We start from the raw sequence: 15,571 nt of genomic DNA, 5'->3' as shown, positions 1-15,571 counted from the left end.
TTCCGGTGAATCGATTCAACTTCCAATTGGTGGGCCGTTACATAGGGCCCATTCGGTGGAGGGTTGTCACGAGGGAACGGTTCGGAATTGAAAGCCGGGTACCAACGGACGTCAGATGTTCGCGTGATGTCCACTTCCGCGAAGTGGAGTTGCGAACGATACAATAACGATCGAAGACCGTGTTTGTTCTCACTGGTGTGGGAACTTTGATGCTGTCGGCCCTGCGTCCGCCAGTTCGTATGCAGTCTGCTTCGCACCTCGTACGAGCGATCTCGTTCGGTGGCGATTACGCAGCGCATCACCGTGCAACTCAACGCGGCGTTTTCGATCACCCCCTTTTTTAGACTGAGACCCACGCTCATGAGAAGTGAATTGGACGCCACGATTGCTCGCCTTCATGAGCAACTCGCTGACATCGATGACCTGGACCCAGCCGAGATCGCTCGTTTGAAAGCCGAACTCGATGAGATTCGAGAGACTTTGGACGAGCAAGACGTCAACTCAGCGACCTTGGCCGAACGATGGCAAAAACAAGTCGAACACTTTCGCGAGTCGCATCCGGTGCTGACGGAAAACGCTGGCCGCGTCGCCGACATGCTGTCTCAAATGGGAATCTGAGAGCCCAGAAGATTGCCTGGTGTGTGTAAGCCAAATGCTCGGTAGCAGTGCTTTGCCGATGGTGGTTGAACTCACCGTGCGGTCCTACAATCCGTCGCTTTCATCCCTGTTCTCTCGCAAGCCTGAATCGATATGTCGTCTGCACCCGAAGTCCGCATCGCCAGCCCACTGAACGTTCCCGACAACGATGCCTTGCGTTTCCTACCCGAAGGACCGATGGCGATGGTTGCGGATGGAAAGCTGTCATGGGTGGGAATCCAACACGGTGCCGACGTGTTACATGGCAGTATCAATGTGTTGGACTTGGCGACGCAAACCAACCAGTCGCATGACTTGCCCGGTCGTCCCGGATTCGCGTTTCAATGTCGAACAGCGGGCAAGTTTGTTGCTGGAGTGGAGCGTTCGCTCGGTATTTTTGACATCAACTCGGGCGAGTGGACACCATTCTTCGATGGTGTTGATAGCGACGTGACCAACACGATCATCAACGATGGATTGGCGATTGATGACAACCTGATCTTCGGAACGAAGGATTTAGAATTCGCAGAGAAAAAGGCCGGGTTGTATTTGTATCGGGGAAGCGACAAAAAGCTGATTCGCCTTCGAGACGATCAGATTTGCAGCAACGGCAAGATGATCCGCAGGGACGATTCCGGCAAACTGTTTTTGTTGGACATTGATTCACCCACTCGAAAAGTCGTCGAGTATCCGTTGGACATCGAAGCGGGCACCATTGGCGAGGCTCGCGTGGTCTTGGATTTGACTGATGATCCCGGAGTTCCTGACGGAGCTATTTTGACACCTGATGGCAAAGGAATCATCGTCGCGATCTTCCATCCCGGTGTGGCGGAACACGGCGAGACACGACTTTATGACTTGGCGACCGGAGAACTACGAACGATTTGGCAGACTCCTGGGTCACCTCAGAACACTTGTCCGGCCTTGGTACCTCACGAAGGCAAACTGAAGTTGGTGATCACCACCGCTATCGAAAACTTCAGCGCTGAAGATCAATCCAAATGTCCAAACGCGGGACAACTGTTCCTCGGTGAAACGGACGTCGCCGCCGACGAATCGTTCGAGCGAACTGTCTGGCCTGTTTGAACGTTGTTCGTCGACCGGTAACGAGTTTGACCAGTGAGATGCAGACCGATTGGCACCGCCAATTGAGCCGCACGGCGTTAACCGCGGTTGGTGTGGCGGGAGTGAGCTCGTGTTTGGTCGGAGTGTTGGGCTGGTTGGGATGTCGGTGTGAGAACCGGGCCTAACGGCCATCGGCTGATGTGGATGCTGGTAATGAGCCGCACGGCGTTAGCCGCGGTTGGTGCGTCGGAAGCGAGCTCGCGATTGGTCGGAGTGTTGGGCCGGTTGGGACGTCGGAGTGGGAACCGGGCCTAACGGCCTGCGGCTGATGTGGGTGCTGGTATGAGCCGCACGGCGTTAGCCGAATGGCACTTACTTCACCCTCCCTCAGGGAGGGGCGGCCCGCTTCGGGCCGGGGAGGGCGAACCTAGAACCCGGTGTGTAGCCCTCCCCTCGCTTCGCTCGACCCTCCCAGGGGGAGGGTGAATTTGTAAAGTAAACGCCATTGGGCGTTAGCCGCGGTTGGCGTGAGTTCGTAATTGATTGGAATGTTAGGCCGGTTGGGATGTCGGGGTGAGATCCGGGCCTAACGGCCTGCGGCTGATTTGGGGACCCTGGGGACCCGGGGGCCACGGTCACGGCAGGGGGCGTATGGAAACACTGTCGATTCCGGCCATCCAACGTGCGATCGCCTTCTCGTGCTTGCCCGTGATCTTGATTTCGATAGTCAAAGGTTCGTCGGTCTTCAGTTCCACTCGATCCCACGTGATAGCAGGCAAGACTCGTACGTCCGGTGAATAACCATCGAACTGTTGCTCATCCGCGTCATTGATTTTCAGCGATAGCTGTGCGTAGTCGACCGCACCGGTGAAGTGCATTTGAACTTCGGCAGGACCGTTGATGTTGTGCGGTACATTCAACGTTAATGTTGAACCAACTTTGCCGCCGGTCCACCACAGTTGATTGTCCGCGGACCATTGGTCGTGGAACGGTTTCATGTTTTGGTTTTGAACTTTCCCGCCCGAAACAACCGCAGTCTCGAGAAGACTCTCCGCTTCTACCGCCCATTCACGAGCGAAGGATGGCCCGGGGCTCATGAGGTAGCCAAACAAATCGCGAATTTGATTTGGCTTCATTGGCTCCAGTTGTCCTTCCGGCATCAACGACGTCTCAGAAAGCTTTTCAACTTCGACTTCATCAAGTGATAGCACGATGATTTCGGAAGTCGTCTGCACGGTGACCGCGTCTTCGTTGCGTGAGCGAATCAATCCGGAAACCACACGGCCATCGTCCATCAAGAACGATGTCATTTGATAGGCGTTGCCAATGACGGCGTTGGGCTGGAGGATATTCTCCAGCCAATAGTTGACGTCGCTGCGGTTGGCACCTGTCAGATCGGGCCCGATCGGTTCGCCTTCGCCAAACAGCCGATGGCATTTACCGCAATTTGCTTCGTACAGCTTTTTGCCTTCGGACCGATTCGCGGATGCCAATGTTTTGGGAGTTAGCAAGGCGGAATATTTGGCATGCAATTGCTTGGCTTGCTCACTCGTCGAACCAATCCGTCCCCATGCGGCTTCCAGGCGTTCGCGAGCGGTGTCGTCCTCGAATGGCAAAGACAGCACGTTGCGAATTGCGTAGGCGGGGACGATGGTCGGTGGGATGACGCCTTCTTCCATCGCACGGATCAGTTCCATGGCCGATCCGGTTCGCGAAGTCAATGTTGCCAGGGCATCGGATTGCTTTTGTGGTGACCAATCGTTGAACCGTTTGATCAGCGTGGATGCGATCTCGGGTGAGTCGAATGGTGCGAGCCCTCGAACAGCATGAGCACCGATGTCACGATCGTCGATCAGTGAGAGCAGCAACTGACCGAGTTCGGGATCTTTGGCTTGGGTGAGCAATCGCAACGCGTCCAATCGAGAGGTGGTCGCTTCATCCGTTTTCGCGAGGATCGTGCGTAGTTCGGGCAGAGCAGATGCATCGCCGAATTCGATAGCGAGAGCACCAACGAGATCTTTGGTGCTGGGGGCGGATGCCTTCTTGCGAAGCATTCCCGAAACCCTTGGCCATGCTGCGGGCATCGCAACTCCGCCACGACTGCGAGCGGATTGCAACAGTTCTTCTAGCATCCAATCAAACTGGTTGTTGATGGCAGAGTCTTCTGGCAACTTCTCGATTTGCTTTGCGATCGATCCCACCAACGCCTGTCTTCCTTCGGGTGTAGTAGCGGTTCGTCGAGTCACGAATCGTTGCAGTTGATTCCAGTTGCTGTTGGAAACCAAACTCATCACTCCCTCGGCATCGGTATCAACCACCGGTTCGATTCCGTACCAGATCAACCAAGGCAAATTGCGATCGTTTTGGTCGACGGTGTGTCGAAGCAATCCGCGAGCGATGCCGAGTCGTTGATTCTCGGGAATGCGTTGCAACAACGACGCGAGATAGCGACGTGTGACAGGCGACGGCTCGCCGGCCGACATCTCTTCCAGCTTCGCGAGCAAACCGGAGGACAATGATTGACGATGTTCTCCAATCAACTGCATCGCCCAGCCACGGATGATTGGATCGCTGTCATCCAGCAGTGAACTGAGATCCGTTTGGACAAAATTGGGGGCGACGTGCTGCTCGCCTTCGACTGGAAGTAGTCCCGATGTCCATGCGGTCCAGACGGCTTGCAGCCGCGAACGCCTCGGTGCGTCCGACTGAATCAATGCAGTCAGAGCTTCGGCGACTTTGTTCCGGTTGAGTTCCCCAGAAGCAGTTCGCTCCTGCAAAATTCGCTGAGACTGGCGGACGAAGTACGCGTTTGCGTGGGTGAGGTTTTGTACGAGCTGGTCGTCGGACAACTTCGATAGATCGAAGCGATAAGGTCGAAGATCGCCGTACCGGATCCGGAACAGACGGCCGTTGGTGCGGTCCCAGATCTCGTGGTCGCGGTGGTGGCAGGTTTGGTCGTCGTGCCAGTCCGATGTGTAGAGGGCACCGTCGGGACCTTGCATGATTCCCACCCCTATTTGTTCATGATCGTTGGACATCATGAAGTCCGGGCGGTGCCGGCCCAAGAAACCGGAACCTTCCGTTTCCAGATGTTCACGCACGATTCGATGGCCGTGCAAATTGTGGAAGAACAACTCGCCGCGGTAATGTGCGGGGAAATCGTCGGCTTGATAGATCGTCAGACCAGCGTGAGCATGGCCTCCGCCGACCATCGATGTCGTCGCCGCGGTTCGCCGGACCAAATCTCGGTCGACCCTGTTCGCTGAGTTCGCCGATTGAAACGTGCCATCACCGTAGTGCAGGTGATCGGCGATAGTTTTGATGTCGTCGTATGTATGTGGATTGAAATGTTGGCCGGCTTGTCGGAAGTAACGACCACCTTGCGACAGATGAAACAAGTGTGGAATGACGCAAGCACTGACAAACCAATCGCCGTTCTCGTTGAAGTCGACTCCCCAGGGGTTGCTGGTTCCGTGAGCGTAGACTTCGAATTCATGTCGCACCGGATGGTACCGCCACACGCCGGCGTTCAGCGGAGTCCGGTCCTTTTTGGGCGTTCCTGGTTTTCCAACGTTGGAATGGGTGAACACGCCGTGGCAACCATACAGCCATCCGTCCATGCCCCAGGTGAAACTGTTGAGGGTTTCGTGAGTGTCTTGGTACCCCCAGCCATCCAATAGCACCGTTGGTTCCGCATCGGGCACATCATCGCGATTGTTATCGGGATAAAAAAACAATTCTGGAGCGGCACCAATCCAAACGCCGCCAAATCCGACTTCGATTCCACTGGCTAGGTTCACGCCATCGGCAAAAACCTTTTTCGTCTCAAATGAACCATCGCCGTCGGAATCTTCCAGGATCAAGATTCGATCCTTTCCTTCACCATCGGGAGCCTTGGTCGGATACGTGTTGCCTTCGATCATCCAAATCCGCCCGCGATCATCGAAGCACATGGCGATGGGTTGCACTAAATCCGGTTCGCTCGCGACAACATCGACCTCGAACCCATCCGGCACATCCATGTGTTTGGCTGATTCGGATGGGCTCAATCCAATCGCGTATTCGTCTTGCGGTCGTTTGGAAGTTCGCCAGCGTTCCGCGACGTGCCGGCGTTTCGCGAGCGGAACATCACTCAGGTCGGTTTGAATGTGGACCGTCAAACCTCGTTTGTTGCCCGTCAGAACATCGACCAAGCCATCTCCGTTGATGTCCGATGTGACGACTTCGACTCCCACTCCAGATGTTTCATGGATGACATGCGGAACGAATTCGAGTCCACCAGGCTGGTCGCTTTTCACATTGCGGAACCAGACGACCAGGGGAGCCTGCAATCCACCAGCGTCTTTTCCTCCGTGGGCGTAGTAGCGTTTGCCGGTGACGATGTCACGTCGACCATCTCCGTCGACATCGATCGTTTCCACCGCGTGCATTTGCGATGTTGCATACCCATGTGGGTTTTGCATCGATGATTCGCCGCTGATTTGATGCTGGACGAACTGACCGGGGCGAGTTTGCTCGAACCAGGCCAGGCCATAACCGTGTGCATTTTCAGAGGTAACCAGATCGGAGTCGCCGTCACCATCGAAATCGTGTACGTGCATCTGAGCACCACCGCCACCAAACGGTTGAGCGATCCAGGATTGCCGTTGCCACAATGGTTTTGAGTCGGCTGTGCCGGTCGACTCGACGAGGGCGGAATCCGGTTGTCTCCACCAATGCTGGCGATCGATGATGTCTTGATTGCCATCGCCGTCAATGTCGCCAACACCCAAACCATGACCAAAGGGTTCCAACGCGGTTCCCGGTTCTGAGACAGCAATCCATTGCCATGGTTGTGTGGGATCGTCCAATGAGTCCGCGGTGTAGTACCCGTAGGCTCGATCTCGGGCGCAAACGAGTTCCGGAAGTCCGCCCGGAATCAAATCGACCCAGGCAGGTGACTCGTTCGATACGCGAGGTGCAATTGTGTGGGCCGGCCAAAACTGCTCGGACTGGCTCGCGTTCGTTTTGCCTGGATTGGTGTACAGGGTGGCTTGTCGACCAGGGAATCCGACCGAGATCACGTCGAGCTTTCCGTCAGCGTTGACGTCGCATACGTGCGAAAAGAAGTGTTGGCTATAAGCCATCACTGAAACCACTTTGGCTTCCGCCAATTCATGTCGGGTTTGGTAGTCAGGACCTTCGTACCAGACCGGACCGTAGACCAGATCGTTGATCCCATCACCGTTGAGGTCGCCGACCGCGGAACCCTCGGCGTAAAACTGATCCGTGATCTGCTGAGATTCCCAGCCGACGTCGGTGTATTCGAGTTCGGATTGAGGCGTTTGTGCGACCGCATGCGTCGTATTCAGGCCAAACACCAACGTGACGAAGCTCAGAAAGGCCGCCGTGGCCATTGAAACGGGACGTTCCAGGGACGCGAACAGATTCATGACAAAAAAACCGGTGGGGAAGCGGGGAAGGCGGATTGTCAGGCAGGACCGCGTCAATCGAGGCGGTGAATCAAACGGAGGTGTGAATCGTTGGCCGGGAAAGCCGGCGTGCCGCCAGTTTGTCAAACTGGGACGTGATCAAGGGATCAGGCGGGGGAATCTGGAAGGGCAACCGTCAGAATCCGAAGCTCGATTCTATGGTTCTTTGCCAGTATGACTGATTCTGAGCCGCTAGGGGGTAACGACGTGCGTTTCGAGGCTGGTATTATCTTGCCAGTTTCCTACCTCCCCGCCCGCCTCGTGACCGCGCATGTCTGAATCGAATCCATCTTCCAATGTCGAAGCCAATCCACTGACTGGTGGTGAAGCCGTTGTCAGCGACAAAGTTCTCGCCGATCGTGCGATGCTGCAAAAAGCACAAGCCGAAGGCAAAACGCTTGGCACGTACATCAAACTCTCCGGTCCGGGATGGTTGCAATCCGCGATCACGCTGGGTGGCGGCTCATTGGCTGGGTCGTTGTTCTTGGGAGTGATGGGCGGAACCAGCATGCTGTGGTTGCAGCTGGTCGCGATCGTTCTCGGCGTCGTGATGTTGTCGGCGATCAGCTACGTGACGCTTTCGACCGGGCGCCGGCCATTCGAAGCGATCAACAACGAGATCAACCCGGCTTTGGGTTGGGGATGGATCATCGCGACCGTGCTCGCGAACATGATTTTTTGCATGCCGCAGTTCAGCCTGTGCTACGACGCTCTGGACAAAAACTTATTGTCTCTGGGCGGTGGCGAAGGCCTGGGCGATTCCCGCGGCGTCCGCTGGGCGGTGACGATGGTGTTGTTCTTCGCCGCTGGGTTCATTGTGTTGCTGAACACCAAACAAGGTCGCGCTGCGAAGGTATTTGACATCTTCCTGAAAACGCTCATCGGGATGGTCGTGATTTGCTTCTTTGGCGTCGCGATCCTTCTGTTGGCGAAAGGCCAACTCAATTTTGCCAGCATCTTCGCAGGATTGATTCCTGACTTAACTCAGTTTGTTCGTCCCGCGGGCGACCTTCGCGAATCGGTTGCGAATTTGTCTCCGGAAGCCAGTTCGTTCTGGACTGGGCGGCTGATGGGAACACAACGCAGCGTCATGATTTCGGCGATCGCGACAGCGGTCGGCATCAACATGACCTTCTTGCTTCCCTATTCGATGCTTGCTCGCGGATGGGACAAAACCTTCCGCGGATTGGCTCGATTTGACTTGTCGACCGGCATGGCGATTCCATTCGTGCTGGTGACCAGCTGCGTTGTGATTGCCTCGGCGTCGTCTTTCCACAATAAAATTGACGATCAATTGGCATCGTCAGACGTGGCTGTGATGCAAACGTCGCCGTTGTTTGAAAAGGTGAAAGGCGATCTGACCGCACGAGTCGATTCGACCCTGGGTGCCGATGCTGAATCAACCGATGAAGCGACCAAGCTGCAGATGATGGCCGATCTCCCAAAAGACGAAAAGCTCTTGGCGGCGGCTTTGGTCAAACGAAATGCTTTTGAACTTTCGCAAACGCTGGCTCCTTTGTTGGGTGCCGAACGAGCCAAGCTGATCTTCGGGCTGGGAGTCTTCGGGATGGGATTCTCGACGATCATCATCCTCATGCTGATCAACGGCTACGCGATTCGCGAAATGTTTGGGCGTCCGAACAGCCAGACCATCTTCATTGTCGGCGTGTTGATCGCTGGTGCCTCCGGGGCGAGCTGGGTCGAGTTGTGGACGGATCCCGACAAAAAGTTCTGGTTAGCGATCCTTGCCAGCACCTTTGCTGTCATGTTGTTGCCGATCGCATATTTCACGTTCTTTTTGATGATGAATAGCCGCGAAATCTTGGGCGATGATCGTCCAACAGGCGGCCATCGTCTTGGCTGGAACGTGTTCATGGGATTGGCTGTCATTGGTGCGACCGCGTCCGCTGGGGTTGCCCTTTACGAAAAATACATGGCACCCGATCCGCTTTCGTTCCGCATCGTCGCATTCATTTGGGTGGCGTATGCAATCGCGGTGGCGTTGGGATTCGCTTTGAAAAAGAAGACTCCCCGTACCACTTGATTCCAACGTCGAGATTCCATGACCGCGTCCGAAGAATGTTTGAGTGTTCGGGCGACGCGGTGGGATGATTGGCGAGTGACGTCGCGGCGGTTGCTAATCAGCGGCGCCGCTCCGGAAACAATTCACTGGATTGATGGACGGTCGAAATCGGGGCGAAAGCAATCTGATCTTTTCGGTTCGGCCGACGTCGAGCCAGTCGTCGGCGAACCGTCCGCCGAAGCTGAAGGTCAACACGCGGCCGGTTTTTCGTCGCCGTTTCGCGTCCCCAAGGCGTTTTTAAATCTGGCACGCCATGTTTCGTGTCATCGCTCGCCTGGTCGCTGGGAATTGCTGTACCGGTTGCTGTGGCGGATTACCGGTGGTGAAAAGCACTTGCTGACCAACGCCGCAGATCGAGATGTTCACACCGCGACGAAATTGGAAAAATCCGTCAGTCGCGACGCTCACAAGATGAAGGCGTTCGTCCGTTTTCGCGAGATTGAAGACGCGGAAGGGAAACGCTTTGTCGCATGGCACCGTTCTGATCATTACACGTTGGAATTGGTTGCCGATTTCTTCGCACGTCGTTTCGACGTGATGCGTTGGGCAATCTTGACGCCGGATGAGTCCGCGATTTGGGATGGGAAGAAGCTGACAATGGGCGATGGGGCTCCTCGCAGCGACGCACCCGAAGCGGACGAATTAGAAGAGGTTTGGAAGACGTACTACGCGAACATCTTCAATCCGGCTCGCATCAAGCTGAATGCGATGCGTGCGGAAATGCCCAAGAAACACTGGGCAACAATGCCCGAAACAGCGTTGATCGACGATTTGGTTCGCAACGCACCGACACGCGTCGAAACGATGATCCGGCATGCGGAAGGCGGTGTCTCGGCTCGACCGTTCCTGCCCGAAGTCTCGACCGGCGAGTCATCTCAATCCATCGCTCGTTTGCGTGAAGCGGCGGCGGTGTGCCAGGGATGCGACTTGCACGGACCAGCCACGCAGACCGTGTTTGGTGTGGGCAATCCCAATGCGAAATTGGTGTTGGTGGGCGAGCAACCCGGTGATCGTGAAGACTTGGCAGGTGAACCTTTTGTCGGACCGGCCGGTCAGTTGCTTCGAGAAACATTGAACGACGTTGGGTTGGATCCGGCGGAGCTGTACATCACCAATTCGGTCAAACATTTCAAGTTCAAACCGACGGGCAAGCGTCGGCTGCATGTCAAACCGGCCGCCAGAGAAGTCGCGGCGTGCCGGCCTTGGTTGGAAGCTGAGCTGGACGTGATTCGGCCGAAGATGGTCGTGGCTCTTGGAGCGACCGCGGCGGGAGTTCTGCTCGGTCCCGGCTTCCGATTGCTGAAGTCACGCGGTCAGGTGCAACGGTCGGATCATGCCAAATGGACAATCGCGACGTATCACCCATCGGCAATATTGAGAGTGCCCAACGAGGCGACTCGCGAGACGATGCGGCAAGCGTTCTTGGATGACCTGCACTTCGCGGCGGAGCACTACCGGATGTTACCGTGACGATGCACTGCGACTAGAGGATTGCCAATGGGTTGCGTTTGGCTTCCAAAGTGCCGCGAGTGACACCAACTCGGTTTTCGGCGGACAACGATCGCCAAACATCCTGGCCGGGGATCTCGCCCAACAAGAGACGACGATACAAAGTCAGCATCGATTTCGCTTCCGTCTCGTTCTCGCTCAGCAGTTCGACTCGGAACGAACCGACTCCGCGAGCCACCATGTTGCCAACAATCTCCGCCCCGCTCTGAGGTGTCGCATTGAACAACGTGTTTCGGCAAGCGATGTCGGCCTGTAACACGTGAAGCTTGCCCACGCGGTCTCGTAGCTGCACGACATGTCGATCGCATGGGCGACCACAATTGGTTTTGTTGGTGCCCGGTGAAAGCACGCTGCAGAACACACAGTGCTCCATGTGGAACATTGGCATGTGTTGGTGAAGAACCAGTTCCAACCATTCGGCCGGCATCGAGCTGACCAGTTGATCCAATTGGTCGGCATTCAAATCGTATGACGCGGTGACTCTCTGAACGCCTTGGTCGATCAACCATTCCGCGGAACGATGATTCGCGACATTCAGCGAAAAGTCGGCAATCGTTGGAATGCCGGCTTCGAGGCCCATTCGTACCGCCGCTAAATTTCGAGCCAACAAGCCCATCGGACCTTGTTTAAGAATCTGTTTCAGCAATCCCATTTCGCCGGGCTTCTGAATTCGTAGCGACGCGATCCAGACATTCGCGTTGTGCTCCGCGCCCAGAGCAATCGCGGCTTTGTGATCGCGTGGATCGTGGAAATCGGCGTAGATTCGTTCCGCCGACGCGGCGATCGCACCGCGTACCTGATCGATCGTCCGGCACAGGACTGACAGCTGCGGCGATGGCAAATCGGAGGCCGCGGTTTCTTTCGCAATTGGAGTCACCAATGCACGGCCCGCTGATAGACGAACGGTTCGCCGGGGTGGTGCATGCAATTGGTCTTCGAGTTTCTCCACCAATTCGCGTCGAAGCTGATTGAGAACCCCGAGCGGAACCATGGGGCCGCCACTCAGGTCGCTGGTCAGTCGTCCGAGATGGAACGGAGACCCGCCGAGTCGTCCGAGTTTGTCTGCCAAGACTTCATCGGTGATGGCATGCTTGTTGGCGACGGCCAAGTCATCTTCGCCGATGATGCTTTCGGTTGTCGCGTGGTCCCCGTTGCCCAGCGTCGCATGGACTTCGACGGGACTTCCGACATGAGCCACAACGTGCAGATTGATGGGCCGCGTACGACGTGGCTTGCCGCCGAAGGTAGCCGCCAGGCGTTTGTTCAGTTGAGGATCATCGTTCTTAAAAACCGTCGCACCAATTTCGATTCGCGAAAAATCGATTTCGTCTCGACCGAATCCGATCCAAACCGTTTGATTCGTTTCAACTTTCTTGAGCTTTTCCCCCGAAGCTTGACCTTCTGCCTGTTGTCGCTGGCGGGCCAATTCCCAGGGACTCAGCGAAGACTGTTCGGGCAATTTTGCTTCGCTTTTTTGACGCGGACTTCCCGCGGATTCACTGTCGATTCGCAGCGAGTAGATTCGACCGCCCTGGTGATTGTCAGCGAACCCACTGTCAAAGGTTTGGGTGCTGTTGGGATCCACCTCGGACTCAATCGCCAAACCATCGCCGAGTGCGACTGCGGCTTGAACATCGACCAAGATCGAATCGCGACCGATGGCACGGATCTCGCCCAGCACGATGCCTTGTTTGGCGGATCGAACTCCGGGCACCAATCGCTTGTGGTCATTGCCCTCGAGCCATCCTGGTGTGAAGCCACGAGAGAACGACAGTTCCATCTCGTGTCGAGCGTCGTCGCCGAGGTTCACGGTGCCATCCTTGATGGCCTGATCGATCGCTCGGCGGTAGTGGCCGGTGATGTTGGCGACGTACTCTGGCGTTTTTAAACGGCCTTCGATTTTCAGGCTGTTGACGCCCGCTTCGATCATGTCCGGGATCGCTGCGTAGCCCGCCAAATCTTGCGGACTGAGCAGGTAGCGAACATTGCCGAGTTCTTGATCGATTCCATCGCACACCAAGTCGTAAGGCAACCGGCAAGCCTGCGCACACTGCCCACGGTTTGCGCTTCGTCCGCCAAGTGATTCGCTGGTCAGACATTGGCCGCTGTAGGCGACACAAAGAGCTCCGTGAATGAAGGCCTCGATGGGCATGTCCGTTTTGGAACGAATCTGTTTGATTTCGCCGATCGACAATTCGCGAGCCACGACCACCCGTGACAACCCGAGCGATTCTGCCGCCTGGATTGTTTCGGCGCTGGTCAAACTCATCTGAGTCGAAGCGTGGATCTCCAGTTCGGGACAGATCGCTTTGACGATTCGAGCGACACCAAAGTCTTGAACCAAAACCGCGTCCACGCCGGCGCTGGCGATCGCGTCGACCACTTCGACCAAATCGTTCAGTTCATCGGGAAAGACCAGCGTGTTGAGCGTCACGTAGCCGCGGACACCGCGAAGATGCAGTTTGCCCATCAAAGACGACAAATCATTGACGCCAAAGTTGGCGGCGCGGTGACGAGCGTTGAATCCTCGGTCGAGCCCGAAGTAAATGGCGTCCGCACCGTTTTCGATCGCGGCGTGAACACAGTCCCAATTGCCGGCGGGGGCGAGCAATTCGGGGGCGGAAGCGGTGGGTGGCAAGGCGGATTCGAGCATGGGTGAGAGTGTAACCGAACACACCGAAATACCAGACCAGAATTGGTGCTGATTGGTGTCCGACCGAGATCAGATTGCCGGCGTGAGTAGGACGATGCGGCCAGAGACGGGTTCTCGTTCAGACTTCGCGTGAGGGTGGCTCACGCAGAATCAACCTGCAGAGCGGGCCACGAAGTGATCGTCGAAGCGGCGGCGAGGGAGTTCGCGGCGGAAAAGCGAGGGGATAACGAAAAAGCCCCGGTCGCGGGAGACCGGGGCTTTCTGGGTCGTTCGTTGTGGGAGTCGATGGTTGCGAGCACCTGGCCTCTATCCGGGCGGGCTGGCATTTTCGATCGGTCGAACTTATTCGCGAGGGCGAATCGCGCCCGTCAAACCGCTGTAATCAACGCGGTCAGTCGTGTGCCAAAGGGGCTGGCCCAATTCAACACGACGACGCAGCACTTCAATTTTCTCTTGGCTGCCTGCAGGTGCATCCGTCGCAGTGAACATCTCATCTTCGTTTGGCACGAAATCTTCATCGTGGCCGTAACGCAAGATTGCTTCGAATACGTTTTTGCAATGAGTCATACTATTCCGATTTTCTTCAGGGGGTCAGGAGCCATCCAAGCGACCTGGACACCGCGTACAAACATTCGCCTTCAACCAAGTCCGTTCGCTGAAAGCATTTCACACGAAGGGATTATTCGTGTGGAACGGCGTGGGTCAAGAAAATTCTGGAGGGGGCTTGCTCTTCCCAGCCATTCCGGCGTGTCCCGCGACGATCATCCATGACCCTAACGAAGAGGCTGGGTTTGCCGGTCGCGAATCCATCGACTTTCTGATTCGCGAATTATGAAGGTTTCAAGGGGGTTATCCCCAACCTAACAACTGCATGAAGGTTTCAAGAAGGCACTTGGACGGGTTGTTATGAAACCGGTTCCGTCGTCAGAATGAAGCGTTCCAACGGTTCTCGGCTCAGTAACGGTACAAACGTCACCACTCGATTGAGCCGCAAAAAAGTTTCAGAATATTTCTCTTCTTCCTCTTGGTAGCTTCCCAAATGTCGTACTGGATGCAGCGTGAACTGACAATTCCAGCCGTTCGTCGCGGATTTCACCTGGTCACGCGGCCGATTCTGCAAGCCATTCCGGAACTGGCTGAGATCGAGGTTGGGTTGTTGCACGTTTTTATCCGGCACACCAGTGCATCGCTGACGATCAACGAAAACGCCGATCCGGACGTGCGAGTTGATTTCGAAACGGCGATGAATCACGCGGTGCCTGAATCGCTTCCCTATGTTCACACTTTGGAAGGTCCCGATGACATGCCCGCTCACGTGAAAGCATCGATGATGGGCAGCAGCGTCAGCGTTCCAGTGCGAGATGGACGCTTGAACGTGGGAACTTGGCAGGGGATTTATCTGTGCGAGCATCGCGATCGAGCCTCCTCGAGACATCTCGTTTTGACGCTGCAAGGCAAACGGTCCGACACTTAGTTCTCGTTTGCCGCTGAAGCAGTAATCGTCCTGCAGACGCCGATTGGTTTTTCCTCGGCCGGGACGGATCAGCTTGATTCTGCCAGAAAAAAGTCCAAACCATCGATCGCGACCAAGGCGATCAAAGCCAATTCAACTGATCCAATTCTGTTCAGTCGATTGTCGGCTGCAACTTGTCGGTCGCAACGCGACGGTGACCTCAATTGGATTCGGTCGCGAATTCTTGTAGTTCTTCCAGCGACGCGAATTCGAGTGCCGAGATATGGGTTGCTTCGAGGTGAACCTTTGGCGCCATTCCGGCATCGTAGGCCTCTTTCCACCGAGCGGCACAGAGGCACCAACGATCGCCAGGTTTTAGACCGGGAAATTCGTACATCGGCATGGGCGTGCTGAGATCATTCCCGCGTGCCCGGCTGAATTCCAGGAAGTCGGCCGTCATTTCGGCGCACACGACGTGCAAACCGACATCCTGCCCGCCGGTGTTGCAACATCCGTCGCGGTAGAAGCCCGTCATTGGCTCCATGCTGCAAACCGCCAGATCGGATCCCAGAACATTCTTCGCGTTAGAGCGTTTTGGCGTGGGCATGAGATGAATCCGTCAGGATGAATACGGGCATTGGTGAGACAGAAATCGCGTAGCGTACCACCGCAATCGTGTCGCTCAGATCGGTTTCCATCAA

At 55.9% G+C, this 15,571-nt stretch carries 9 protein-coding genes; 5 read left to right on the top strand and 4 right to left on the bottom strand.

What is annotated here, in order from left to right; all coding sequences use genetic code 11:
* Window positions 1-360 precede the first annotated feature (360 nt).
* Window positions 361-618 (top strand): DUF4404 family protein, encoded by a 258-nt coding sequence (locus tag RB_RS07745; RefSeq protein ID WP_007327449.1) that lies wholly within the window; start codon window positions 361-363, stop codon window positions 616-618.
* Between the two features lie 132 nt (window positions 619-750).
* Complete coding sequence (locus RB_RS07740) at window positions 751-1,722, top strand: SMP-30/gluconolactonase/LRE family protein (RefSeq protein ID WP_011119630.1); 972 nt, start codon at window positions 751-753, stop codon at window positions 1,720-1,722.
* Between the two features lie 614 nt (window positions 1,723-2,336).
* Here RB_RS07740 and RB_RS07735 read toward each other — a convergent pair.
* Window positions 2,337-7,133, bottom strand: a complete 4,797-nt coding sequence (locus tag RB_RS07735; protein ID WP_164921683.1) for a PVC-type heme-binding CxxCH protein — start codon at window positions 7,131-7,133, stop codon at window positions 2,337-2,339.
* A gap of 310 nt (window positions 7,134-7,443) precedes the next feature.
* Between RB_RS07735 and RB_RS07730 the strand changes: the two genes are divergently transcribed.
* Both RB_RS07730 and RB_RS07725 read left to right on the top strand, forming a co-directional pair.
* Complete coding sequence (locus RB_RS07730) at window positions 7,444-9,216, top strand: divalent metal cation transporter (protein ID WP_011119625.1); 1,773 nt, start codon at window positions 7,444-7,446, stop codon at window positions 9,214-9,216.
* A gap of 18 nt (window positions 9,217-9,234) precedes the next feature.
* A complete protein-coding gene (locus RB_RS07725; RefSeq protein ID WP_011119624.1) occupies window positions 9,235-10,725 on the top strand; it encodes a UdgX family uracil-DNA binding protein in 1,491 nt (496 codons plus the stop codon).
* Window positions 10,726-10,738: 13 nt separating this feature from the next.
* On the opposite strand, the gene RB_RS07720 is transcribed toward RB_RS07725, so the two are convergent.
* Window positions 10,739-13,417, bottom strand: a complete 2,679-nt coding sequence (locus tag RB_RS07720; protein WP_164921682.1) for a U32 family peptidase — start codon at window positions 13,415-13,417, stop codon at window positions 10,739-10,741.
* Between the two features lie 342 nt (window positions 13,418-13,759).
* Window positions 13,760-13,984, bottom strand: a complete 225-nt coding sequence (locus tag RB_RS07715; RefSeq protein ID WP_007327455.1) for a hypothetical protein — start codon at window positions 13,982-13,984, stop codon at window positions 13,760-13,762.
* 472 nt (window positions 13,985-14,456) lie between these two features.
* On the opposite strand from RB_RS07715, the gene RB_RS07710 reads away from it, so the two are divergent.
* Window positions 14,457-14,891: a secondary thiamine-phosphate synthase enzyme YjbQ gene (locus RB_RS07710; RefSeq protein ID WP_164921681.1), complete on the top strand. Its 435-nt coding sequence runs from the start codon at window positions 14,457-14,459 to the stop codon at window positions 14,889-14,891.
* 199 nt (window positions 14,892-15,090) lie between these two features.
* Here RB_RS07710 and RB_RS07705 read toward each other — a convergent pair whose 3' ends face one another.
* On the bottom strand, window positions 15,091-15,477 hold the full coding sequence (locus RB_RS07705; protein WP_011119620.1) for a DUF2237 family protein: 387 nt from the start codon (window positions 15,475-15,477) through the stop codon (window positions 15,091-15,093).
* Between the last annotated feature and the right edge of the window lie 94 nt (window positions 15,478-15,571).

Source organism: Rhodopirellula baltica SH 1 (assembly GCF_000196115.1).
In the GTDB taxonomy this organism is placed as follows: Bacteria; Planctomycetota; Planctomycetia; order Pirellulales; family Pirellulaceae; genus Rhodopirellula; species Rhodopirellula baltica.
This window is presented reverse-complemented; position numbering and strand designations above follow the sequence as displayed.